General features: G+C 60.9%; 21 protein-coding genes and 2 pseudogenes. 7 read left to right on the top strand and 16 right to left on the bottom strand.

Features of this window, described 5'->3' with window-relative positions; translation table 11 throughout:
• Positions 1–320 (bottom strand): NAD(P)H-dependent flavin oxidoreductase (locus B2P82_RS00740; protein ID WP_414651999.1); only part of this gene is annotated, 320 nt, incomplete at its 3' end.
• Positions 321–494: 174 nt separating this feature from the next.
• Between B2P82_RS00740 and B2P82_RS00735 the strand changes: the two genes are divergently transcribed.
• Positions 495–1,664: a glycoside hydrolase family 43 protein gene (locus tag B2P82_RS00735; protein ID WP_290494400.1), complete on the top strand. Its 1,170-nt coding sequence runs from the start codon at positions 495–497 to the stop codon at positions 1,662–1,664.
• Between the two features lie 94 nt (positions 1,665–1,758).
• On the opposite strand, the gene B2P82_RS00730 is transcribed toward B2P82_RS00735, so the two are convergent.
• Complete coding sequence (locus B2P82_RS00730) at positions 1,759–1,980, bottom strand: hypothetical protein (RefSeq protein WP_290494398.1); 222 nt, start codon at positions 1,978–1,980, stop codon at positions 1,759–1,761.
• A 126-nt stretch (positions 1,981–2,106) separates the two neighbouring features.
• Between B2P82_RS00730 and B2P82_RS00725 the strand changes: the two genes are divergently transcribed.
• The 5 genes and pseudogenes from B2P82_RS00725 to B2P82_RS00700 all read left to right on the top strand — a co-directional run bounded on the left by B2P82_RS00725 (position 2,107) and on the right by B2P82_RS00700 (position 7,950).
• Positions 2,107–4,023 (top strand): methylmalonyl-CoA mutase family protein, encoded by a 1,917-nt coding sequence (locus tag B2P82_RS00725; protein ID WP_290494396.1) that lies wholly within the window; start codon positions 2,107–2,109, stop codon positions 4,021–4,023.
• A gap of 2 nt (positions 4,024–4,025) precedes the next feature.
• Positions 4,026–4,457 carry a hypothetical protein gene (locus B2P82_RS00720; protein WP_290494394.1) on the top strand — a complete coding sequence of 144 codons (432 nt, stop codon included), beginning with the start codon at positions 4,026–4,028 and terminating at the stop codon, positions 4,455–4,457.
• A pseudogene (gene scpA / locus B2P82_RS00715) lies at positions 4,454–6,693 on the top strand (methylmalonyl-CoA mutase). Before B2P82_RS00720 ends, scpA begins: the two are co-directional and overlap by 4 nt.
• A gap of 265 nt (positions 6,694–6,958) precedes the next feature.
• Positions 6,959–7,573 carry a class I SAM-dependent methyltransferase gene (locus B2P82_RS00705; protein ID WP_034811229.1) on the top strand — a complete coding sequence of 205 codons (615 nt, stop codon included), beginning with the start codon at positions 6,959–6,961 and terminating at the stop codon, positions 7,571–7,573.
• Between the two features lie 56 nt (positions 7,574–7,629).
• On the top strand, positions 7,630–7,950 hold the full coding sequence (locus B2P82_RS00700; protein WP_290494387.1) for a YbjQ family protein: 321 nt from the start codon (positions 7,630–7,632) through the stop codon (positions 7,948–7,950).
• On the opposite strand, the gene B2P82_RS00695 is transcribed toward B2P82_RS00700, so the two are convergent.
• The 10 genes from B2P82_RS00695 to B2P82_RS00650 all read right to left on the bottom strand — a co-directional run bounded on the left by B2P82_RS00695 (position 7,947) and on the right by B2P82_RS00650 (position 18,346).
• A complete protein-coding gene (locus B2P82_RS00695; protein WP_290479688.1) occupies positions 7,947–8,342 on the bottom strand; it encodes a GFA family protein in 396 nt (131 codons plus the stop codon). The genes B2P82_RS00700 and B2P82_RS00695 overlap by 4 nt on opposite strands.
• Positions 8,343–8,351: 9 nt before the next feature.
• On the bottom strand, positions 8,352–9,800 hold the full coding sequence (locus B2P82_RS00690) for an amidase (protein WP_290494385.1): 1,449 nt from the start codon (positions 9,798–9,800) through the stop codon (positions 8,352–8,354).
• A gap of 53 nt (positions 9,801–9,853) precedes the next feature.
• Positions 9,854–10,339 carry a periplasmic heavy metal sensor gene (locus tag B2P82_RS00685; protein WP_290494383.1) on the bottom strand — a complete coding sequence of 162 codons (486 nt, stop codon included), beginning with the start codon at positions 10,337–10,339 and terminating at the stop codon, positions 9,854–9,856.
• Positions 10,336–10,779 carry a hypothetical protein gene (locus tag B2P82_RS00680; protein WP_290494381.1) on the bottom strand — a complete coding sequence of 148 codons (444 nt, stop codon included), beginning with the start codon at positions 10,777–10,779 and terminating at the stop codon, positions 10,336–10,338. Before B2P82_RS00680 ends, B2P82_RS00685 begins: the two co-directional genes overlap by 4 nt.
• The gene (locus tag B2P82_RS00675) at positions 10,776–11,318 is read right to left on the bottom strand and encodes an RNA polymerase sigma factor (protein ID WP_034811218.1); all 543 of its coding nucleotides are present in this window, start codon (positions 11,316–11,318) and stop codon (positions 10,776–10,778) included. The genes B2P82_RS00680 and B2P82_RS00675 overlap by 4 nt, the downstream gene beginning before the upstream one ends.
• Before the next feature lie 99 nt (positions 11,319–11,417).
• The gene (locus B2P82_RS00670) at positions 11,418–11,933 is read right to left on the bottom strand and encodes an EF-hand domain-containing protein (RefSeq protein ID WP_034811216.1); all 516 of its coding nucleotides are present in this window, start codon (positions 11,931–11,933) and stop codon (positions 11,418–11,420) included.
• Between the two features lie 67 nt (positions 11,934–12,000).
• Complete coding sequence (locus tag B2P82_RS00665) at positions 12,001–14,664, bottom strand: bifunctional [glutamine synthetase] adenylyltransferase/[glutamine synthetase]-adenylyl-L-tyrosine phosphorylase (RefSeq protein ID WP_290494379.1); 2,664 nt, start codon at positions 14,662–14,664, stop codon at positions 12,001–12,003.
• A 7-nt stretch (positions 14,665–14,671) separates the two neighbouring features.
• Positions 14,672–16,072 carry a sensor histidine kinase gene (locus B2P82_RS00660; RefSeq protein WP_290494377.1) on the bottom strand — a complete coding sequence of 467 codons (1,401 nt, stop codon included), beginning with the start codon at positions 16,070–16,072 and terminating at the stop codon, positions 14,672–14,674.
• 33 nt (positions 16,073–16,105) lie between these two features.
• A complete protein-coding gene (locus B2P82_RS00655; protein WP_034811982.1) occupies positions 16,106–16,777 on the bottom strand; it encodes a response regulator transcription factor in 672 nt (223 codons plus the stop codon).
• A 36-nt stretch (positions 16,778–16,813) separates the two neighbouring features.
• Positions 16,814–18,346 carry a Do family serine endopeptidase gene (locus B2P82_RS00650; RefSeq protein WP_290494375.1) on the bottom strand — a complete coding sequence of 511 codons (1,533 nt, stop codon included), beginning with the start codon at positions 18,344–18,346 and terminating at the stop codon, positions 16,814–16,816.
• Positions 18,347–18,992: 646 nt separating this feature from the next.
• Between B2P82_RS00650 and B2P82_RS00645 the strand changes: the two genes are divergently transcribed.
• The gene (locus B2P82_RS00645) at positions 18,993–19,550 is read left to right on the top strand and encodes a prepilin peptidase (protein WP_290494372.1); all 558 of its coding nucleotides are present in this window, start codon (positions 18,993–18,995) and stop codon (positions 19,548–19,550) included.
• Here the strand turns inward: B2P82_RS00645 and B2P82_RS00640 are convergent.
• The 4 genes and pseudogenes from B2P82_RS00640 to B2P82_RS00620 all read right to left on the bottom strand — a co-directional run.
• Positions 19,547–19,963 (bottom strand): cytochrome c-type biogenesis protein, encoded by a 417-nt coding sequence (locus B2P82_RS00640; protein ID WP_290494370.1) that lies wholly within the window; start codon positions 19,961–19,963, stop codon positions 19,547–19,549. The two genes, B2P82_RS00645 and B2P82_RS00640, sit on opposite strands and share 4 nt — an antisense overlap.
• Positions 19,960–21,839 (bottom strand): annotated as a pseudogene (locus B2P82_RS17020) (heme lyase CcmF/NrfE family subunit). The gene B2P82_RS00640 and the pseudogene B2P82_RS17020 overlap by 4 nt, the downstream one beginning before the upstream one ends.
• Positions 21,836–22,261, bottom strand: coding sequence for a cytochrome c maturation protein CcmE (locus B2P82_RS00625; RefSeq protein ID WP_034811208.1), 426 nt, complete (start codon positions 22,259–22,261; stop codon positions 21,836–21,838). The pseudogene B2P82_RS17020 and the gene B2P82_RS00625 overlap by 4 nt, the downstream one beginning before the upstream one ends.
• A gap of 56 nt (positions 22,262–22,317) precedes the next feature.
• The coding region (locus tag B2P82_RS00620; RefSeq protein ID WP_290494359.1) for a tetratricopeptide repeat protein at positions 22,318–22,625 on the bottom strand (308 nt) is incomplete at its 5' end.

Below are 22,625 nucleotides of genomic sequence, written 5' to 3'. Positions count from 1 at the left end.
GTGATCACGATCGGCACCTTGTGCTTCACGCACATCTCCACATCATGGTCGAGACGGTTGTTCGTCTTGTGGACGATCTGGTTGACGGCGAAGGGTGCGGCCTTGCGGTCCGGGTTCTTCTCGTCCCATTCAGCCAATTCCGTGGTGATCCGGTCCAGCCACTCGTCCAGCACCGGGCCGGGCCGCGCGTTCAGGGCCGGAAAGCTGCCGACGACGCCGGCCTTGCACTGGGCGATCACAAGCTCAGGATTGGAGATGATGAAAAGCGGCGATCCGATAACCGGGATGCGCAAATTCTGGAGAATGGGGGGTAGTGCCATGAGAAATTACCTCAAACGGAAAGGGACGCAGTTTACGTAAACGGAAACTAGCGTTTGATCTATGTTGGGCAAGGCGTGACGTTGCGGACACCTCTTGCCCAAAACTGTGGTTCGGGCCAGACTGGCCAACATCCAAGACAGTTTCAAAACAAAACTTCCGAGGGAGAAAACGGAATGCGAAAAAACAGCCTTTTGAATGGTAGCGCTATCATGGTTGCCGCGGCTCTGGCCGCCTGCTCTGGCGATGCGCCTACGACGAGCGCCGAGTCAGAAGTCGCTGCGCCGCCGGTCGAAACCGTAGAGGCCGAACCAACGGAGTCAAAGTATCTGAACGAGCCGTTGGTCAGCGAGATCTTCACCGCAGACCCGAGCGTCCATGTCTGGGATGATGGCCGCATCTATGTGTATCCGAGCCATGATTATGACGCGGGCATCCCCGAAGACGATCTTGGCAGTCAGTATGCCATGCGCGACTATATCGTCCTTTCCATGGACGAAGTCGGCGGCGAAGTGACCATTCATGACGTCGCGCTGGATGTCGACGATGTGGCCTGGGCCGCCCAGCAGATGTGGGCCCCGGACGCAGCCCACAAGGATGGCAAATACTATCTCTATTTCCCGGCCAAGGATGCCGATGGCGTCTTCCATATTGGCGCAGCTGTCTCCGACAGTCCTACCGGGCCATTCACCGCAGAGCCCGAGCCTATCGAAGGCTCCTACTCCATGGATCCGACCGTCTATGAGGACACGCACGGCGAATACTACATGTATTTCGGCGGCATCTGGGGCGGGCAGCTGCAACGCTGGGCGACCGGCGAGTACAATGCCGACCCGAACCTCAACACGGACCTCGTCAATGATGACCCTCTGACCAGTGACGATGAAGCCGGCCAGCCTGACGATGTCGCGCTAATGCCGAAGATCGCCAAAATGGGCGAGGACATGGTTTCCTTCGCCGAAGCGCCGAAGGACGTGATGATCCTCGACGAGCATGGCGATCCGATCAAAGCCAAGGATCATGACCGCCGATTCTTCGAAGCCGCCTGGATGAACAAGATCGGCGACACCTACTACTTGTCCTATTCAACGGGCGATACCCACCTGATCGTATACGCGACGGGCGACAACCCGTACGGTCCGTTCACCTATCAGGGCGTGATCAACCAACCCGTGGAAGGCTGGACCAATCATCACTCGATCTTCGAGCACAATGGCAAATACTATCTTGCCTATCATGACGTTCAGCTGTCGGGGAAAAGCCATCTCCGCAATGTGAAGATCGCAGAGCTGACCCTGAATGAGGACGGCACGTTTGAACCTGTCGACCCAATGCCCGGCGAGTAACCGCGTCCAACCTCCTCAATGAAAAGCCGGTGCGGGTTGCCCTGCACCGGCTTTTTGTTGGCGCGGAAAGAATTTCCGGCTGGCCAGGGATCCCTCAACCCCGGACCAGCCGGCCCTGCATCATGGCCAGCCAGCTCTGCTGGCGATGAAGCATGGATACGATGTCTTCTGAATCGCCGTCCTCGATGAGACGATCCATCCAGAAGCCGAGAATACGTGTGTGCGTTTCCATCCAGTCTCTCAACGCTTCGTGGCGCTTCCCCTCAGGCATTTCTGTCTGGGCAGTGGCAGGAAACCTCAAGAGTTCGGCGGACATGACTCACTCCTCATTTGCGAATTGTTCTCATTCTCATGCTTTGTGTCATCCGAGTCAAGCGACCAAACGTCCCTGACCTTCAGTCACCAGTTCACAAGCCCCCCCAGTTCAGACTAAATCCCCGTCATGGCAGACGATCTCCTTCCCCTGAGCAGCGGGTTTCCCGACGCAACCGAAGCCGAATGGCTCGCAAGTGTCGACAAGGTCCTTAAGGGCCGCGGTATTGAGTCCATCACACGCAAGACCGTGGATGGCCTGGCAATTCACCCGCTCTACCGGGAAAGCGACTTTGATTCCGCGACCGACCCGCGCGGCACGCCGGGCAAGGCACCCTATCTACGCGGGGCTACGGCCGCACCGGACCGGTTCATGCCCTGGGATATCCGACAAGCCTTTGCCCATCCCTCGCCCGCAGCAACCCATGAAGAACTGCTGCGCGATCTTGAGCGCGGCGTCATGTCCGTCGAACTCAAACTCGACTGCACGGGCGCACACGGCATCCAGATCACGACCTTGGACGATCTGCGCACCGCACTGAAAGGCCTGCGCGCCGACATCGCCACCATCGCGCTGGATCATGGTGGTGGCTCGGGTGTCACGGCGGCAACGCTACTCGGCCTGTGGGGACAGGAGCAGGACTCTCCTGCAAGCCTGAAATTCGATTTCAACATGGATCCGCTCGGCTGCCTTGCGCGCACCGGCGTGCTCAAGGGCGGGCTCAACCCGGCCTTTGCGCGCCTGTCGGCGGCGGCCACCGGTCTTGGTGAAGCCTATCCCGAAGCGAGCCTGATCCGCATCGATGCGCGCATGGCGCATGAGGCCGGCGGCTCGGACGCGCAGGAACTCGCCGCGCTGATCGCCAGCGCCGTGGACACGCTGCGCCGGCTCGAAAACCGCACGGACATTTCCGCGCTCATTCCGCGCATGAGTTTCGCGCTGGCCCTTGATGGCAATTATGGCCTCGGTGTTGCGAAGCTGCGCGCGGCAAGGCGTCTCTGGGCACGCATTCTGGATGCAATGGATCAGCAAGCCGTTCCGATGCGTCTTCAGGCCGTTTCATCGGGTCGCATGCTGACGCGCTATGATGCGTGGACCAACATGCTGCGCGATACGGCGGCAGCCTTTGCAGGAGCCGTCGGCGGCGCAGACATCCTGACCATCCGCCCCTTCAACGAGGCGCTCGGCATTCCGGAAGAGCTGGGCCGGCGCATCGCGCGCAACACCCAGATCATCGCCATGGAAGAAAGCCAGCTTGGCCGCGTCGCCGACCCGACCGGCGGCGCCTGGTTCACAGAAAGCTTTGCAGACGACCTCGCCGAAGCGGCGTGGAAAGAGTTCCAGACAATAGAAGCCGAAGGCGGCTATGCCGAGACGCTGGTTTCCGGCGCGTTTCAGAAACGTATCGCAGATGTGCGCGAGGCACGCGCCAAGGACATTGCGAAACGCAAGGTGCCGATCACGGGCGTCAGCGAGTTCCCGCTGCTCGACGAGATCACCGCGCCCATAGCCGACATGCCAACGGTCACGCCAAAGGATGGCGTTTCCGCTAAAGGCTTCGCCCATTTCGTGAAAGTGGACCTGCCCGCCGACGAGGCCGACGCCACCGCAGACGCCCTGCCGCGCATCCGTCTTGCCGAAGAGTATGAAGCCCTGCGCGATGCAGCGAGCGCTGCGCCCAAGCGGCCGACCATCTTCCTTGCCACGCTCGGCCCGATTGCCGAGCACAATGCGCGCGCGGATTTCGCGCGCAACCTCTTCGCCGCTGGCGGCCTTGAGGCGACGCAGCCCCCGGTGCCGCCACAATCCCCATCCGAAGCCGCCGCTGCGTTCAAGGCCTCCGGCAGCAAGATCGCCTGCATCTGCGGCGCGGATGCGCGCTATGAGGAGGAAGCCGTAGAGACCGCCAAGGCGCTGAAAGCCGCAGGCGCGCTGCATGTCTGGCTCGCTGGCAAGTTCGGAGGCGACAGCATCGATTCCAACATCTTCATGGGCTGCGATGTACTGCACACGCTGAAACTCGCCCACGCAGAACTGGGGCTTTAGTAGTGAGCATACTCACGTACATGGACTTTCCCGATCTCAGCGCACCCGAGCGAAAGCGGATGGCTGAGGTTGAGGACCGACTGCGGGGAGAATCAGGACGGCTGCCGTCGGACTCCGAACTCCGTCGGCGCGTCGAGTTTTTGGAGACATCCGGCGTGGCAATACAATCGCGCGACCGGATAGACCGGCGTTGGGCAATTGCGTTCCTCGTGCTCGCTACCCCCGCCGTCATGATCACACACTATGACGCGTTCGGCATCGAACTGGCGCCTGTCACGGAAAACATCATCCTGGGTTCCGTGTTTGCACCATTCTTCGTCCTGGGCGCTTGGCATACAATCAAATTCAGAAAACTGCCAGTTTCGGCGAAAAATGCAGAACTGGAAATCAAGCTTATCAAGAATATCTTGAACAGAAGGGATCACGAAAGATGACCCAATTTCCTGACTTCACGAAACTCGACCTTGGCACGCCTCATGCGAAAGCCGCTGCGCCAAAGCTTGGCGAAGCCTGGGAGACCCCGGAAGGCGTCGAAGTAAAGACCGCCTACACTGCCGATGATCGCAAGGGCCTCGACTTCCTTGACGATTATCCGGGCCTCGCCCCGTTTGGTCGCGGGCCTTACCCGACCATGTACACGAACCAGCCCTGGACGGTTCGTCAGTATGCGGGATTCTCCACCGCAGAAGACTCCAACGCCTTTTACCGCCGCAACCTTGCCGCTGGGCAAAAGGGCCTCTCGGTCGCGTTCGACCTGGCGACGCATCGCGGCTATGATTCCGATCATGTCCGCGTCTCCGGCGATGTCGGCATGGCGGGCGTTGCCATCGACTCCATCTATGACATGCGCACCCTCTTCTCCGGCATTCCGCTGGACAAGATGTCGGTGTCCATGACGATGAATGGCGCCGTGCTGCCGATCCTCGCGCTTTACATTGCCGCCGCCGAAGAACAGGGCGTGACGCCAGACAAGCTCGCCGGGACGATTCAGAACGATATCCTCAAAGAGTTCATGGTACGGAACACCTACATATATCCGCCCAAGCCTTCGATGCGGATCATTTCGGACATCTTCGCCTACACTTCGCAGAACATGCCGAAATACAATTCCATCTCGATTTCCGGCTATCACATGCAGGAAGCGGGCGCCTCGGCAGATTTGGAGCTGGCCTACACGCTCGCCGATGGCATCGAATATATCCGCGCCGGGGTTGCCGCTGGCCTCGATGTCGATGCTTTTGCGCCGCGCCTCTCCTTCTTCTGGGCCATCGGCATGAACACCTTCATGGAAGTCGCCAAGATGCGGGCCGCGCGCCTGCTCTGGGCAAAGCTCGTGAAGGAAGAGTTCAATCCGAAGAACCCGAAATCCCTCAGCTTGCGGACGCATTCGCAGACTTCCGGCTGGTCCCTGACCGCGCAGGACGTCTACAACAATGTCATCCGCACCTGCCTTGAGGCCATTGCAGCCACAGGCGGCCAGACCCAGTCGCTGCACACGAACAGCTTCGACGAGGCCCTCGCCCTGCCAACCGACTTCTCCGCCCGGATCAGCCGCAACACCCAGCTCTTCCTGCAACAGGAAGGCGGCGCGTGCCAGACGATCGATATGTGGGGCGGCTCCTACTATGTCGAACGCCTGACGCATGACCTTGCCGAAAAGGCGCTCGCCCATATCGCTGAAGTCGAAAAGATGGGCGGCATGGCCAAGGCCATCGAGGAAGGCCTGCCGAAACTGCGCATCGAAGAGGCCGCGGCCAATACGCAGGCGCGCATCGACAGCGGCANNACCGTGGTCGGCGTGAACAAATTCCTGCTGGACGAGGAAGAAGACGTCCCCGTGCTGAAGGTGGACAATGCCGCCGTGCGCCGCATGCAGCTGGACAAGCTGGCCCGCCTGAAATCCGAACGCGACGAGGCCGAGGTTACCGCCAAGCTGGACGCGATCGCCAAGGCCGCTGCAGGCACCGAGGGCAATTTGCTCGCGCTCGCCGTCGATGCCGCCCGCGCCAAGGCGACTGTGGGCGAGATCTCCGAAGCGGTCGAGCGCAGCCAGGGCCGCCATCAGGCCGTGATCCGCACCATCAAGGGCGTCTATGGCGGCGGCGTGAAGGGCGACGACAAGGCCCAGGCCGCTGCAACGCTCGCCTCCGACTTTGAAAAGAAGAATGGCCGTCGCCCGAAAATCTACATCGCCAAGATGGGACAGGACGGNNCCAGAAGGTCGTCGCGTCCGCACTGATGGATCTGGGCTGGGATGTCGAGATCGGACCGCTGTTCCAGACGCCGGAAGAAGCCGCCGCTGACGCCCGCAAGGCCGGGGTAGACATCGTCGCCGCCTCATCGCTTGCGGCGGGCCACCTCACGCTGGTGCCGGNNCCCGAGGAGATCGCCAAGCTGGCCGCCGAGCACGACGTGCAGATCGTCGGCGCCTCCTCGCTGGCAGCCGGCCACCTCACGCTGGTGCCGGAACTGAAACGCGCCCTCGGCAATGAAGGTGCGGCGCACACACAGATCATTGTCGGCGGTGTGATCCCGCCGCAGGATTTCGACGCGCTCTACGCCGCTGGCGCCACGGCCATCTTCCCGCCGGGCACCGTCATCGCCGACAGTGCCATCCGCATGCTGGAAGTGCTGGACGGAGACGACGGCTCCAAGACAGCGGCGGAATAGGAATTGGACCGGAAGCCAACAGCCGCTGAGGAAATTCTGGCGGAACTCGCTTCCTTCACATGCGTCCTGATTTTTCTGGCTGTTGCCAATGCTGGCCTGTTCGCACTTTTACGTCCATTGAATGACAGTCTGGCATGGTTGTCGCTCCCATTCTTATGGGGTGGACTGTTGGCGCAGAAGTTTGCCGTGGCACCCCGCCCTTCGATCATCGGATTGTGGGCTAGGCCAATCAAAATGATTTTCCTGAATGGGAGATCAACCTGATATGGCATCCCACCCTTCCACAGCAGGCTATGCCGAGGAGGCGCCCGACCTGTTCGTCCGCTACGAACTACGCGACCCGGCGGCGGTGCATGCGCCGTGGGCGGAGTTCCTGCCCAAGCCGCCTGCCCGCATTTTGGACATTGGCGCAGGCACGGGACGGGATGCGGCCTGGTTCGCACGCACGGGCCATTCCGTGCTCGCGGTCGAGCCTGTCGACGCCCTGCGCACCGGCGCAGCCAAGCTTCATCCTGAGTCCGGCATCATTTGGCTGGATGACGCCTTGCCCGACCTGACCGCCACCCGCGCACGCGGAGAGACTTTTGACATGATCCTGATGCATGCTGTCTGGATGCATCTGACCGAAGAAGAACGCGACACCGGCATGGCGCATGTTGCCAACCTGCTGACTCCCGGCGGGCGCCTGTTCATGAGCCAACGCCACGGACCGATCCCGGAAGGCCGATGCATGTTCGACATTTCCGGTGAGGAGACAATCGCCCTCGCCGCCCCGCTCGGCCTGGCAAATCTGTTCCACGAGCGCACCGGCTCGATCCAGGCTGAAAACATGGCGCGCGGCATCGAGTGGACCAAGCTGGTTTTCGAAAAGACCTCTTGAAAGCCCGGTGGACCCACCCCAATTATTATTGATAAACAATAATACTGGAGCAAGACATGATCGTCTCGACCACCCCGACCCTGCAGGGCCATGAGATCACCGAATATCGCGGCATTGTCTGCGGGGAAGTCGTCATTGGCGCGCATCTTGGCAAGGACATCCTTGCCAGCTTCACCAATCTCGTTGGCGGCCGGTCTAATGCCTATGAGAGTACGCTGCGGGAAACCCGCGATGGCGCCATGGACGAGATGATCGAAGAAGCCCGCAAGCTTGGCGCGAATGCGATTGTCGGCGCGAAATTCGACTACACGGTCATCGGCCAGAATGGCTCCATGATGATGGTCGCCGTCTCCGGCACCGCCGTCACCGCTAGCTAATCCTTGGACTTGTAGGCCAATGCTGCGGCATTGGCCTCCCAATTCTGACCATCGAACGCATTCACCGTCACGTCCAGCGCCTGCCAGTTATCGATACACCGCCATGTCACGGCAAATCCATCCTGATTTGAGCGGGGCACATAGAAGCTCTTGATCCCGCAGGTCCTACAGAAACGGTGCTTGGCGCCGCCCGTGTTGAATGTGTATTCAGTGAGGACGTCTGCCCCCTGAAGAAGACGGAACCGGCTGGCCGGGACGATGACGTGAATATTGCCACTCATCGCGCAGATGGAGCAATTGCAATCCTCGACCTCGAAGGCCGCCGGCAGGTCCACCTCAAACCGCACTGCGCCGCAATGGCATCCGCCCTGATGTGTCGTGAACTCGCTCATCTGACCGCTCTACCCAACCCATACAGGTGGGAAACGGTCGACCCAAGGGTCGGCGCGCTCCAACTGTCCGGCGAGGGAGTACAGCAATTCTTCGCTGCCACAGCGCCCGCCAAACATCATGCCAAGCGGCAGCCCCTGCGGCGCAGTTTCGGTCGGGTCCGTCCAGTGCAGCGGCACCGACATGGCCGGTGCGCCGATCTGGTTGAACAATGGACAGAGCGGCGCAAAAGTCGATACGGCTGCATTCATTTGCTCCGGCGAGGCCGTCAGTGAGAGCACACCCAATTTCTCTGGCGGGCGGAACAGGGTCGGCGTCAGGATCAGGTCGAACTTCTGATCATCCAGGAAGCGCTCAAAAGTGATGGCCGCCGAATTGAACAAATTATTCGCGCGCGCCAGCTCCAGCATGGGTACGGTCCGACCCAGATTGGCCATCGCAAACGTAATCGGCTCCAGCTCGTCCTCGCGCACGTCACGGCCGAGCATCACCGAGCGCGCATCAATTGCGGCGGCGACATTCGCGGAGATGGTGAACAGCGCCGCCTTGCCGAGCTCCTCCCCATTCAATACAGGCGCGGCTTCAACCACAGTGTGGCCGAGGCTTTCCAGCAGATGCCCCGTTGCCTTCAGACCCTCGGCCGCTTCGGGGCTCAATTCGGTGCCATTCGGCGCGGTACGCCAAAGCGCGATCTTCAGCGGCACAGGGTCTCGCGACACGGCCTCCAGGAAGGAGCCCTCCGGAGCTGGTGCCACATAGCGGCTGCCGGTCTCGCGGCCATGTGAGGCGTCCAGCAAGGCCGCATTGTCACGCACCGTGCGGCTGACGGCGTGAACCGTAGACATACCGTTCCAGCCTTCAGTCTGAAGAGGTCCCATCGGCGTGCGCCCGCGCGACGGCTTCATGCCAAACAGACCGGTGCAGGCGGCTGGAATGCGGATTGAGCCCCCACCATCACTCGCTTGCGCCAATGGCACGACGCCTGCCGCAACAGCCGCCGACGCCCCGCCCGACGAGCCACCCGATGTGCGCGTCATGTCCCACGGATTGCGCGTCTGGCCATAGAGCGTGGACTCGGTGGTTGTGGTCAGGCCGAATTCGGGACTGGTCGTCTGGCCGAACATGACGAGCCCCGCCTTGCGATAGCGTTCCGTCAGCACCGAATCCTGCGACGAGACATGCCCCTTCCAGCTGACTGACCCATTGGTCAGAGGCGCGCCATCGATCATCACGGCGAGATCCTTGGTGATGAAAGGCACGCCGGCAAACGGCCCGTCAGCTGGCAAATCTGCCAGCTGGGCTTCGGCAAGGTCGGGATAAAGGCTGGAAAAGCAATTCAGTTCAGACTGCGCGGCATGGGCCCGCGACACTGCCTCGTCCAGCAATTCTTTTGAAGAGACTTCACCGGCGCGGACCAGTTCGGCCAACCCCATCGCATCAAACGCCGCATATTCCTTCATCCTGCCCTCCTGTTTCAAGGCAGTCTGGAGCGCCCGCGGTCAGAAGAAAACCCCTAGTCTTTGGGCGGGCGTGAATTCCGGCGATTGCGCCGGTCCCGTTCCGGTCCACGGGCCAATATGTCGGCCATGGCACGGCGCTGCTCTGGGGGAAGCGCTTCGAGCCGGGCAATCATCGCCTTATGCGTGGCCGCATGAACCGACCCCTCCGCCGCGCGCAGATCGGCAAATGCCGCGCGGACGGCCTCTGCATCGAAAGGATCCGCTTTCAGCGCGTCTGCCAATTGCGCACGCACCGCATTGCGCGCATCGCGTTCTGTTCGGGATTCGCGATAGGATTCCCGCATCAGGCCAAACATAGCCCGGCGTGTTTCAGTATCTATGTCTTGGGCCAACCGGGGCCGCTCTTCACGATGGCCACGATCAGGTATCTGGCGCACCAGCATGCCAACAACCAGCCCCAACAGGAGCAGGTTGAACAACAGGGAAATCGTCATCCAGAAAGAAATTCGGCGCGGCGCTCGGGCCGGGGTCTCATTCATTGCGTCGCCTCATCTTCCAGTACCAGTGTGTACGTATCAAATCCAAGCGCAGCATAAACTGCCGCTTCGGCCTGCTCGTCTTGCGTCGTGATCGGTTGGGCTACGCTCATACCGGCGAACACACCGACCGTCAGCGATGCCAACGCGCCTGCGGGAATCCAGACCGGCAACTTCCAGCTGGATTTGCGTGCAGGGGCCGCCTTTGGCGCAGACGCAATCAAGGCGTCGCGCAAACTCTCAGAGGTCACGACATCCGGGACCTCACCCAAAAGGGCATCAATCTCGCGGGCAGCGGCAATTGCACCAGAAAAATGTTCTGGATGCGCCGTCATGCGCGCACGGGCAGCCGCCCGCTCTTCCTCGGGAAACATGTGGGGATCGGCCCCATAGGTCTCGATCAGGGCCAGGATCCGGTCGTCTGAAATCAATTGTCCGCTCATGATGCGGCCCTCTCCAACAGGCTGGCGCGAAGCGTGCGTCGTGCACGTGCCAGCAAACTTTCCAGTGCCTCCACGCTGACATCCATGATGTCTGCGGCTTCGGCTTGAGAATGTCCCTGCAGGGCGCATAGCGTCAATGCTGCGGCCTGGCGTTCCGGCAAGTGGGAGATTGCATCTTCCACCGCACGGACCCGCTGGGACTGATCCAGCAATTCTGCCGGGGTCATGGCCGGATCAGTGCGCTCCGGCAGGTGTTCCATGGTCACTTCACGGCGCTTGCGCAGCCGATCGTAACAGAGATTCAGGGCAACCCGGTGCAGCCAGGTTGAGAATTTCGCACGCGGTTCCCATCCCGGCAGCGCCTTCCAGGCGCGGAGGAAGGTTTCCTGTGTCACGTCTTCAGCCTCTGAAGGGTCGCCGAGCATGCGCGTTGCCAAGGCAAGGACGCCGCTGCTGTAGCGGTCGACAAGGCTGGAGACAGCAGCGGGGTCGCCCGCTGCTGCTCGTGTGATCCGGTCGAGGTCTGAACTGAAAGCCAAGGCAGAGGACTTAACCGAAAACGGGCCGGAAGAACATCGTCATATCGCGGTAAATCACGTTGATACATCTCTGGCTTCCGGCCCATCGGGAGGTCGTCCTTATTCAGGCTGCGGGCCGTCGCCGCGCTTGTGCTTACCGCCGCGACGATCTTTCATCTTCGACTTCATGGCGTCCATTTCTTCCTTCGTCACAATGCCATCGCCATCGGCATCGACCTTGTCAAAGCCGGGACGTTCCTTGCTGGCAAACTCCTCGGCGCTGATCGTGCCGTTACCGTCAGTGTCCAACTTCGCGAACATCTTGGCTTTGCGTTCCGCCATGCGCTCAGCGCGCTTGGCTTCGTGATGCGCATCCAGTTCGGCTTGCGTCACGGCGCCATCGCCATTGGCGTCAACCTCTGCAAATCTCGCAGCGCGGTGCGCATCGATTTCTGCCTTGGAGAGGTCTCCATCGCCATTAGTGTCGATTTCAGCAATCATGGCTTCCATATTGCCGCGTTGGCCATGATGTCCCTTGCCGCGATGACCGTCGCCCGGTTGGGCAATGGCGATCATTGGCAGGGCCAGGGCCGCAATGGCGGCGATCGAAGCGGTTGCAATCGTAGTACGTTTCATTGAGAAAACTCCGTTTGTTTTACTCACCCATCGCGTATTGAACGGGTCGGCCCGGAGTTTCCGTCGCTCAAAGCTGAAGTTTTTTCACCGCCAGCATGTGAATCTTTGATTTCACTGAGGAAATTTCTGCCTCAAGCGCGTCGAATGTCTCCATATCCACCGATCGACAGAGCCTGTCCTTCAAGCCTTCCGGTATGTGCCCGCCAGCCATTTCGCTGCCGAGCGCCAATCTGTGAACCTGCTGGAGCGACTGAAGAAAGGTGACTCCCTCTTCAAGTAACGTCCTTTCCGCCTCCGGAAGGGACGAGCAGGAAATCGCCTCGCGCGTATTGGAACGGATCGCATCCGGTTCGCCACGCAACAGCATGTCGCGCTGAACGACAAACTCGGCATCCACCAGACCGCCTTCGGCCGTCTTCAGGTCCCAAAGGCCTGTCCCCGGCTTCTCGCGATAGAGCCTCTGGCGCATGTCCGCCACGTCCTGTGAGATCGTACCATCCGTCTTGTCCGCACGCGCGACGATAGCTTCGCAGGCGATCTTCATGATGCGATAGCAGAGCGCCTCGTCGCCCGTGACCGGTCGCAGGCGCGTCAGCGCCATATGCTCCCAGGTCCAGGCATCATGATTTTGGTAGCGCTCGAAAGCCGGCACGCTGACCGCAACGGGTCCGGCGCCGCCGGAAGGCCGCAATCGCATGTCGACTTCGTAGAGATCCCCCTCAGCTGTGGGAGCCGTCAAGGCCGTGATCAGGCGCTGCGTAAATCGCGTGTACCAGGTCTGCGCCACCATCGGGTCTGCGTCGTAGATCACGATAATGTCGAGATCGGACCCGGCCGTCAGTTCCCGCCCGCCCAGCTTACCCATGGCAAAGATGGCCCAACTGCCCGGCCGCGGACCATAGCGGTCCTCGGTTTCACACTCAGCGGCGCTGGCCATTTCCTGAATGGTCTCATCGGCAAGGTCTGACCAGTGCGCCCCGGCATCGCGCGCATTGATCAGGCCATGCAACAAGCGGTGCCCGATCAGGAAATTCTGTTCCCGGTGGTAGCGCCGCCACGCATCCAGCGCGCCATCGAAACTGACCGTGTCGTCAATCACCGGACGTGGCGGTTCCTGACGACTGACCAAGGCTTCCAACAGGTCTGGGCGGCGTGACAGAATCTGCGCAAGGCGCGGTGCGAGCGCGAGCGTGGATACAAGATCATCCAGCAGGGTCTGCTCCGCCAACAACATGGACAGCGTCTGCACGCCAGAGGACATCCCTTCGAAGAAACGCGAGAACCAGCGAAACGCCTCATCAGGCTCACCCGTCTTGCCCATCGCTTCCAGCATGCTTGGCAGCAAGGCTGTCAGCAATTCCCGGCCCCGGGCCGTGCGCGTTGCTGGCACGCGCCCCCGATGCCAGGAACGGATCGACTCAATGGCCGCGCTTGGGTTACTGAAGCCCAGCGAAGCAAGCGTTTCAATCGTCCCCGGATCATCATCAACTCCCGTGAAGACAAGATTGCCCAGAGGACTGGCGTCCAGTGCCCGGTCTTCATGAGCAAACAAACCGTCATAGTGCGCCTGAACGCAGCGACGTGTGGCCTGCAAGTCCCGGTCGAATGAGGCAAGATCGTCATAGCCGCAAAGCATGGCCACGTCCTTGCGGTCATCTTCGCCCGCCGGGACGGTATGGGTCTGCTCGTCGCGGCGCATCTGGACCCTGTGCTCCAGATTGCGCAAGGCGAGATAGGCCGTCTCCAATTCCTCGGCCGTGTTGCGTTCGACCACACCTGCACCCGTTAGCGCGGCGAGTGCCCCGAGCGTGGAATTATCGCGCAGTTCCGACTGTCGCCCACCAAGGATCAATTGTTGCGTCTGGGCAAAGAATTCGATCTCGCGAATGCCGCCCGGCCCCAGCTTCACGTCCGGCGAGACGGTCTCGAAATCGGCGCGCCCTACTTTGCTGTTGATCATCCGCTTGATGGCCTGGATGTCGCCAATCGCCCAATAGTCGAGATTACGGCGCCAGACAAAAGGTTGCAGGATTTTCAGGAAACGGTCCGCACTCGCATGGTCTCCGGCGGTCGGACGCGCCTTGATCCAGACCATCCGTTCCCAGTTCTGACCCACACTCTCATAGTAAAGGTCCGCCATCTTCGTTGAGACCGCCAGGGGCGTCGACGACGGATCGGGCCGCAATCGAAGGTCGGTTCGGAACACATAACCGTCACCCGTCGCTTCCTGCATCATGCGGACGAGGTCCCGTGCGATACGCTGTGCGGTCTCCCCGGCGGAAAAGTCACCTTCCATGAACACACCCGGCTCATAGAACACGCAGATATCGATATCGCTTGAATAGTTCAGCTCATACGCGCCCATCTTGCCAAGGGCGACCGCGAAAATGCCCGCGTCGCCGAGCTCCCGTTTGGCAAGAGACGCACGCAATGCTGCTTCAAGGCACTCTTCGGCAAACTCGCTGAGCGCGCGCGTCACACCCATCACCGGCAACACGCCGGACAGGTCTTCTGCTGCGAGCGATAAATGCAGTTGCGCCTTGGCCTTGCGCATGGTTGCCATGACATCGGCTTCGGGCAAATCGGCTGGAATATCCCTGACGGCCTGCAAGGCATCGCGCCAATGCCCGCGCACGCCCGTCTCATGCAGGCGCCGCAAATAGGGCGCCGCTGGCAGAGCCCGCTCCAGCGCGGCTTCGGCGGTATCTGCGATTGGCAGGATCTTCAGCATACGGGCATCACACTCTCGGCAGGCGCAGCGTGGCCTTCAGACCCGGCATGTTCGGATCGCCGCCCGCATCACTCAGGATCAAACTGCCGCCATGCATGTCTGCCACGGAATCGACGAGCGCGAGACCAAGGCCGGATCCAGGCTGGGTACGCGCCGAATCCATACGCTGGAAGCGCTGTACGACCAGTTCGCGCGAGCCTTCCGGCACACCGGGCCCGGAATCCACCACAGTCATATCGACAGTGCCATTCGGCCCGCGCGTAATGGAGAATGTGATGGCACCGCCTTCGGGCGTGTACTTCACGGCATTGTCGAGCAAGTTCGACAAGGCCTGACCCACAAGGTCACGATCCGCAAGAATGGTAAGGTTGCGAGAAATCTGGCTCTTGAAGGAAAGTCCCGCTTCCTCGCAGGCCGGGTCGAAGAGTTCGGCCAGTTCTTCGCCGAGTTCCGACACGTCCATCCGTACACGCTCGCCTTCCGCGCCCGCTTCCAACCGCGCAAGGCGGAGGATTGCGTTGAATGTGCCGAGCACCCGGTCCACCTCCTCGACCGTCACTTCCAGAGTAGCCTCGGCGCTTTCGCGTGACATCGGTTCGGACAGGGCGATCTCCAGTCGATTGCGAAGGCGCGAGAGCGGCGAGCGCAGGTCATGCGCAATTGCGTTCCCTGTATGGCGCGTGGAATCCACCAACTTCTCGATCTGGTCGAGCATGGCATTCAGCCGGGACGCCAGCCGGTCGAACTCGTCGCCAGATCCGCGCACGGGTGCGCGCCTGCCCAATTCCCCGCCCATCACGGCCTCGGCCGTCCGCGCGAGTTCATCTGCCCGTCGCGCGGCTCCGCGCGAAATCAGGATTCCCCCCAGCAATGAGAAGACCAACCCGATGGGAGCGGCAATGAAGATTGCGCGCTGTATGCGCCCCACAATCGCCGTCTGCTGTTCGGTATCAAATGCCACCAGCAAAGCACCACCATTGTCACGCAGGCGCACGATACGACCTGCTGCCTGCCGCAGGATCTCGGTTCCGTCCGGCTCCTGCTGGCGGAACTCGAAATAAACGGTCTGCACGTCTGCTGCTGGCGGTGCCGTCGGCATCCGCCCGAAATGGCCCGCAATCTTTCGGCCCGAAGAGTCTTCAAGATAGTAGAAATAGGTAGAGCCGGTGCGCGTCATCCGCTCCAGAACGGACTGGCTGAGACGCTCCATTCCGCCTGTGAAATAGGCGTTTCCAAGCTGCTCGAATTCGAGATCCATCCGCCGCTCGCTCTCCGTGCGGATATAGTAGACCGTCGAATAATAGAGATAGACCAGCAACGCAGCCGAAAACGCCGCAAACATGGCGCTGTAGATCAGCGCCAGTTTGAACGTCGTCGTCTTCAGGAAGGTCGGCAGTGCGAGTCTCATGTGGTGCTAGGTGCCAGTCGCCTGCCCGGGCGTCTAGCCCTGCAGGCGATAGCCTGCCCCGCGCACCGTATGCAGAAGTGGCTCTTCGAATTCCTTGTCGATCTTCGCGCGCAGGCGCGAGATGTGGACGTCGATCACATTGGTCTGGGGGTCGAAATTATAATCCCACACCTTCTCCAGCAACATGGTACGCGTCACGACCTGTCCGGCATGGCGCATAAGATATTCCAGCAGGCGGAACTCGCGCGGCTGGAGGTCGATCTTCTGCCCGGCCCGCGTCACTTTGCGGGTCAGCAGATTCATTTCAAGATCACCGGCTTTCAGGACCGTCACCTGTTGCTCCACCGGCAGGCGACGGCCGAGTGCCTCGACCCGTGCAGCAAGTTCGGCCGGAGCAAATGGCTTGGCGAGATAGTCATCCGCGCCAACCTTCAGCCCCTGCACCCGATTTTGGACATCGCCCAGAGCTGACAGGAAGAGGGTCGGCGTCTTGCCGCCCGCTTCCCGGTATTCCTTGACCAAGGTCAGGCCATCTTTTTCCGGCAGCATCCGGTCTACGACAAGCGCGTCGAATTCAGACGCCCGCGCCATGGCCAGGCCGCTATCACCATCGGTTGCCATGTCGACGCGGTGGCCCGCCTCGACCAGAACCTTCTCGATGAAGCTGGCCATTTCGATGTCATCTTCAATTACGAGAACATGCATGGTGTCTTCCTGAACCGTATCAAGCATCGGAATCTCCTATTCGGCGTCCGACAGGTCAATGGTGCGATAATTCGTGATCTGGCCAATACGGACTGCGATCAGAATTTTCGTGCGCTTGGCGTTCATGGCGTCGGTAATTGCTTTGCGAAAGGCTTCGACGGATGTGGCTGGCTTGTTGTTCACTTCCAGGATGACCATGCCTTCCTGAATACCAGCCTCTTCCATGACGCCGTCCTTGGTGATGCTCGACACGAGCAGGCCGTTCTCGCCTTCGCGCAAGCCAAGACGGGTGCGCAATTCGTCGTCCATCTTCTCGAACGTCGCGCCAACTTCCTTCACTTCCTTGCCGGTATCCGGCGCCGTCGTGGCTGACGAAGAAAGCGCCGGTTCGACGATCGCATTCGGATTGCTCGGACGCTCGCCGACGGTGACATTTAGGGTCTGCTTCTTGCCGCCGCGAATAATCTCGAACTTATTCTGCGTATTGGCGATCAGTTTACCAACCAGCCGCGTCGTCGATGTGGCATCGGTGACCTTGTCGCCATTGACGGACAGGATGATGTCGCCACGTGCGAGGCCGCCTTTTTCTGCCGGGCTGCCATTGGTGACATCGGCAATGATTGCACCTTCGGCATCCTTGATGCCTTGGGCCTCGGCCATATCATCTGTCAGGTCCTGGATGGCAACACCCAGCCAGCCGCGTGAGACCTTGCCGTCCTTGATCAGGGACTTGGTCACTTCACTGGCGAGCTCTGCCGGAATCGCAAAGCCGATCCCGACAGAACCGCCCGTCGGCGAAAAGATCGCCGTGTTCACACCAATCACATTGCCATTGAGGTCAAAGGTGGGGCCACCGGAATTGCCCCGGTTGATGGAGGCATCGATCTGGAGGAAATCTGTATAGGGGCTGTCCGGGCCAATCTCGCGGCCATCGGCTGACAAGATGCCCGCAGTGGCAGTGCCGCCAAGTCCGAACGGATTGCCAAGCGCGACCACCCAGTCGCCCTTGCGCATAGTGTGGGAGTCGCCAAAGCTGACGAAGCGATACTCGCCCGGCTCTGTAACACGCAACACAGCCAGATCCGTTTGCGCATCGGTGCCGACCAGTTCGGCGTCGAGTTCCGTCCCGTCCTTCAGGACGACTTGAATGGCCGTAGCGCCCTCAACCACGTGATTGTTCGTAACGATGTAGCCATCCTTGGAGATGAAGAAGCCCGACCCAAGCGAGCGACCCTCGCGCGTTTCCGGTTCTTCTTCCTCTTCCTGACGGCGCTGTTCCATGAACTCATCCAGGCCAGGCATGCCGCGAAATTGTTCGAAGAATTCCTGCATGTCAGCCATACGGCCGACTTCGCGCTCGGTGGTGACGTTGACGCTGACCACGGCAGGCTCAACTTGTTCGATCAAATCGGCAAAACTGAGCGGCGCGCCCCGTGGCGCTTCAATCTGGATCGGCTGGGCACCCGCCTCCGGGCTGAAGATCTGTGGGGCGAGGGAGAAAGAGCCTACCATCGCCACGCCCACCAGCGCAGCTACCATGGCCTGTCTCGATATGCCGATTGTCTTCATTCCTGTCTCCAAGTCACTGAAAAATTTGCCTGTATTGGGCATGTGGGCCAGCATAAGCCTGCCACAAGCATTGTGGTCATTAAAAGACAGTAAGGCGATTTTCACGCGCCGGTAAGAAAATTGCCCCTGATTTCTCCTGGCTTGACGCGACAACCTCCGGTCGACTTGCCCCAACAGTGTGAATCTGAAGGTAACTCTACAGAAAGCTGTTTTTTAATGAAGTTTACGCAAGTCAGGTCAAAAGCCCCTTGTAAGCCATGTATTTTGCGCTCATTCTATTTGCGGAACAAGGCTATGGGGCTTCGAGCGAAGATCAGGACATCCTCTCAACCGGCACATCGTGCCAGGCTGAGTGTTGGGTTGCCTGCCACTCTTCACGCAAGCTGCCCCGACCCCTTGCCGGCGTCGCACAGGCCCTTTTCAAGGTTCTGCGGCATTCGCCTCCGGAGGCAATGTGTCCCTGCCAGGACGTCATCTCCGGGCCATTGCAATCGTCAAGCGCGTCCCCACCCAGCTGACGAATGTTATGGAGCGGCGTCGGCATCCTTTCCCACAGTCTCACAGACAGGCTTCGACAAGCATTGATTTCTGGCCAAGCGAATGGTCTTCAACCAGATGCCCTCTGGCGGGGCAAAAGGACGAGCAGTTGCATAATAAGCTGACAATCATTCTGACCGGATTGGCCGGGTACGCTCTACTGGCAAGCGGCATTTCCCTCGCGCCGCCTGGCACTTTGGCATTGACCCTCTGCCTCGGCGCCCTCCTGCTTGGGCTCAGTGTCATTGATATTCGCACATTGACCCTTCCCGATGCCCTGACGGCCTCAACAGTCCTGCTCGGCATCCTGATGGTCTGGCTGACCCGGCCTGAAGCCTGGCGGGCGCACCTGATCGGCGGACTGGTCGGCTATGGCATCCTGGTGATGGTGGAACTCGGCTATCGCCACTTGCGCGGCAAAGACGGGCTCGGACGGGGTGACGCCAAACTGCTCGGCGCGCTCGGCGTATGGACCGGTTGGGCGGGCCTTGCCCCCATTATGCTCGTCGCGTCGGCCTCCGCACTGGTGGGCGTTATCGGACTGTCGGCGCTCGGAATCCGCAAGGTCGATGCCGATACGCCCATTCCATTCGGGCCGTTCATCGCGCTGGGCGGATGGGTTGTCTGGCTTGGCGGACGTTTCTTCCTGCCAACCGGACTCTACTAGGCGTCTTCCGGCTCGACGGGATCCACCTGCGCCCTGCGCGAGCGCGCAATCGCGATGCCGATGAACGCGCCAAACAGCAATAGCAAGAATGGCCCGCCCCATAGTAGCCAGCCCGCGACACCGTCCGCCTTCGGACGGAATAGGACAAACTCGCCATACCGGTCCTCGAACCAGCCGCGTACCTCTTCGTCACTCGCGCCATCCTCGATCATCACGCGTACCCGCGCGCGCATGTCTTCGGCAATTGGCGCGGCGGACTGGGAAATCGGTTCATTCTCGCAGGCGACACAGCGCAGCTCGCGCATCAGGGATTGCGCGCGGGCCTCCTGTTGCGGGTTATCCAGCGCAACATCTTCGGCCACAGCGAACCCGGCAAGCACCAGACTGATCAGGATCACAACGAGCTGTTTCATGCTTTGCGCCTTGGCCACAGGCTGAAGGCACCGCCCAATGCCATCAGGATCACGCCGAAATATAACAGGTCAATCATCGGATTATAGTAGACTCGGAACACCCAGCGGGGCGCGCCGTCCACCATGCGCTGCTCGCCCAGCGCTGCATAGAGATCGCCGGTGCCCGTCTTGTGAATCGCAGTTTCCGTGGTCGGCATTTGTGCCGCCGGATAATAGCGCTTCATCGGCGTCATGATCGCCTTGGCGCTGCCGCGCGTCGCGGTCAGTTGCGCCCGGTCGGCATACCAGTTCGGGCCTTCGATTGCGCGCACCTGATCAAGGGTCAGCGTCCAGCCGGCCACTGTACCGGATCCGCCTTCTGCCAGCGCCACCGTCGTCTCATACCGTCCCGTGGTCTCGACGACCGCGCCGATCACAAACAGGCCGAGGCCCATATGGGCCAGCGTCATACCCCAGACGCGCGGCGGCAGGCGGAAGATCCGCCCCGGCGTGATCGCCCGGCGCTTCAATTCCCACGCCGCACCAATGACGAGCCAAACACCAAGCGCGAGGCCAAGTGCTGCGCCGATGGAAATGTCCCAGAGGCCGACCCCCAAGGCGAGGAAGACCAGCGCCAGCGCGCCGCCAGCGATCGCCCATCTGGACCAGTTCTTCAAATCCGCCTTGCCCCACGCCCAAGCCTGAACTACCGGCAATATGAGCAGCAGCAGTGCCAGCATCGGCGTGAACGTCAGATTGAAGTAGGGCTCGCCAACAGAAATCGTCCGGCCGGCTGCCTCTGCCATCAGCGGAAAAAGCGTACCGAGTAACACAGTCAACGCCGCCACGATCAAAACGATATTGTTCGCCATCAGCGCGCCTTCGCGGCTGAGCAACATCCACGGCTTCCCGCCCGACAGTTTCGGTGCCCGCATGGCAAACAGCACCAGCGCAAAGCCGCCATAGGTCAGCAGGCCGAACAGCAAGAGCATGCCCCGCTCCGGGTCCACGGCGAAGGCGTGCACAGACGTGAGGATGCCCGAGCGCACGAGGAATGCGCCCATGATCGAGAACAAGAAGGCCAGCACCGCCAGCAGCGCCGACCAGGCCCCGAAGCCCTCGCGCTTCTCTGTCACGACAACCGAATGCAACAGCGCAGCCCCGATCAGCCACGGCATCAGCGAAGCATTTTCCACCGGGTCCCAGAACCACCAGCNNAGCCAAGCTCGTAATAGGCCCAGTAGGAGCCGAGCGCGATGCCGAGCGTAAGCGGAATGAACGCAGCCAACGACCAGCGCCGCGCCTCCTTCGCCCAGACCGAATCGACCCGCGCTTCCATCAGGCCAGCCGCCGCCAGCGCAAACACGAAGGAATATCCGACATAGCCAAGATACAGCATGGGCGGATGAATGCTGAGCGCCGGATCCTGCAAGAGCGGGTTCAGCCCTGCGCCCTGAAATGGCGCTGGATCCAGCCGCAGGAAGGGCGACGATGCAAACAACAAATAGGCCAGCGCGCCGACCGCCAGCAGGCCCTGAATGCCGAGCGCGCGCGCCTCGAACAGGTCGCGCCCGGTGCGCATCCACAGCGCGCCTGCCGCGCCAAAGCCAAGCGTGACAAGACACCAGAGCGCCATCGAACCTTCATGATTCCCCCAGGCGCCTGCGATCTTGTAGATCATCGGCTTCAACGTGTGCGAATTGTTGGCCACCAGCGCGACCGAGAAATCAGACCGGGCAAAGGCCACGACCAGCGTCACAAAAGACAGAATCATCACGGCGAAACCGGCATAAGCGGCGAGCCCCGCCATCCGCCTTTGGCCCGTCAGGCCGAACATGCCCTGGGCCAGCGCCGCTGCCAGCGCCAGAAAGGCCGCAAAATGGCCGAGTTCTATCATCCGGCCACGTCCAGCGGCTTCAGTTCCCGCGGCTGGTAGTTTTCATCATGTTTGGCGAGAATCTGTCGCGCAGTGAACGCGCCCTCTGGCCCGAACTGGCCGGTCGCCACCACGCCCTGTCCTTCGCGGAACAGGTCTGGCGCGATGCCGGTATAGCTGACACGAATCGTGTGGGGGCTGTTGTCGATGACGGTGAAAATCATGGTCGCGCCATCTTCGGAATAGGCCAGTGATCCCGGTTCGACCCATCCGCCAACCTTCACAACCTTGCCGTCTTCCGGTTGGCCTTTCTCGGCCAGAATTTCCGGCGTGTAAAACAGGTTGGCATTCTCGCGCAAGGCAAAGAAAGCCAGCACCGCCGCCGCCAGGAGCAGCAGCGCCGCAATGCCAAAAGTATAGAGTCGTCGTGTCCGTGCGCGCATGGCGAGACTTATAAGGGGACTTACACCGAAAAGGGAGTGCGGCAGATGCAGCCGGGCTATTCCGCTTCAGGAACCGCGGTTTCCGGCTGGCTGAGCGCTTCGATCATCGGGGCGAACCGTTCGCGGCGCGGATCATCTTCCGGCAGGCGCGAATAGATATAGCGCATGGCCTGTTCGGCCTTTTCCTGATCGCCTGCCTGCGACGCACCCATGGCCGCCCACATACCCGCGCGCACCTGGGTTTCATCGAGTTCATAGGCCTTGGCGAACAGGCGCGTGGCCTCTGGCGAGACCGCGCCATTGTTCAGCTCGACCAGCGCATCGCCAAGCGCCAGCAAGGCCGGCATGAATTCATTGTCCCGCC

The sequence above is a fragment of the Hyphomonas sp. UBA4494 genome (assembly GCF_002388935.1).
Taxonomy (GTDB): Bacteria; Pseudomonadota; Alphaproteobacteria; order Caulobacterales; family Hyphomonadaceae; genus Hyphomonas.
The sequence above is the reverse complement of the archived record's forward strand: the minus strand, read 5'-3'. Positions and strand labels throughout refer to the sequence as shown.

Bases quoted from the DNA above. Each gene is read 5' to 3' on its own strand.
- B2P82_RS00660 (WP_290494377.1), bottom strand. From the start codon at position 16,072: ATGAGACTCGCACTGCCGACCTTCCTGAAGACGACGACGTTCAAACTG.
- B2P82_RS00680 (WP_290494381.1), bottom strand. From the start codon at position 10,779: ATGAGCGGACAATTGATTTCAGACGACCGGATCCTGGCCCTGATCGAG.
- B2P82_RS00705 (WP_034811229.1), top strand. From the start codon at position 6,959: ATGGCATCCCACCCTTCCACAGCAGGCTATGCCGAGGAGGCGCCCGAC.
- B2P82_RS00725 (WP_290494396.1), top strand. From the start codon at position 2,107: ATGGCAGACGATCTCCTTCCCCTGAGCAGCGGGTTTCCCGACGCAACC.
- B2P82_RS00625 (WP_034811208.1), bottom strand. From the start codon at position 22,261: ATGCGCGCACGGACACGACGACTCTATACTTTTGGCATTGCGGCGCTG.
- B2P82_RS00665 (WP_290494379.1), bottom strand. From the start codon at position 14,664: ATGCTGAAGATCCTGCCAATCGCAGATACCGCCGAAGCCGCGCTGGAG.
- B2P82_RS00730 (WP_290494398.1), bottom strand. From the start codon at position 1,980: ATGTCCGCCGAACTCTTGAGGTTTCCTGCCACTGCCCAGACAGAAATG.
- B2P82_RS00690 (WP_290494385.1), bottom strand. From the start codon at position 9,800: ATGAAGGAATATGCGGCGTTTGATGCGATGGGGTTGGCCGAACTGGTC.
- B2P82_RS00650 (WP_290494375.1), bottom strand. From the start codon at position 18,346: ATGAAGACAATCGGCATATCGAGACAGGCCATGGTAGCTGCGCTGGTG.
- B2P82_RS00685 (WP_290494383.1), bottom strand. From the start codon at position 10,339: ATGAATGAGACCCCGGCCCGAGCGCCGCGCCGAATTTCTTTCTGGATG.
- B2P82_RS00670 (WP_034811216.1), bottom strand. From the start codon at position 11,933: ATGAAACGTACTACGATTGCAACCGCTTCGATCGCCGCCATTGCGGCC.
- B2P82_RS00640 (WP_290494370.1), bottom strand. From the start codon at position 19,963: ATGAAACAGCTCGTTGTGATCCTGATCAGTCTGGTGCTTGCCGGGTTC.
- B2P82_RS00735 (WP_290494400.1), top strand. From the start codon at position 495: ATGCGAAAAAACAGCCTTTTGAATGGTAGCGCTATCATGGTTGCCGCG.
- B2P82_RS00700 (WP_290494387.1), top strand. From the start codon at position 7,630: ATGATCGTCTCGACCACCCCGACCCTGCAGGGCCATGAGATCACCGAA.
- B2P82_RS00695 (WP_290479688.1), bottom strand. From the start codon at position 8,342: ATGAGCGAGTTCACGACACATCAGGGCGGATGCCATTGCGGCGCAGTG.
- B2P82_RS00655 (WP_034811982.1), bottom strand. From the start codon at position 16,777: ATGCATGTTCTCGTAATTGAAGATGACATCGAAATGGCCAGCTTCATC.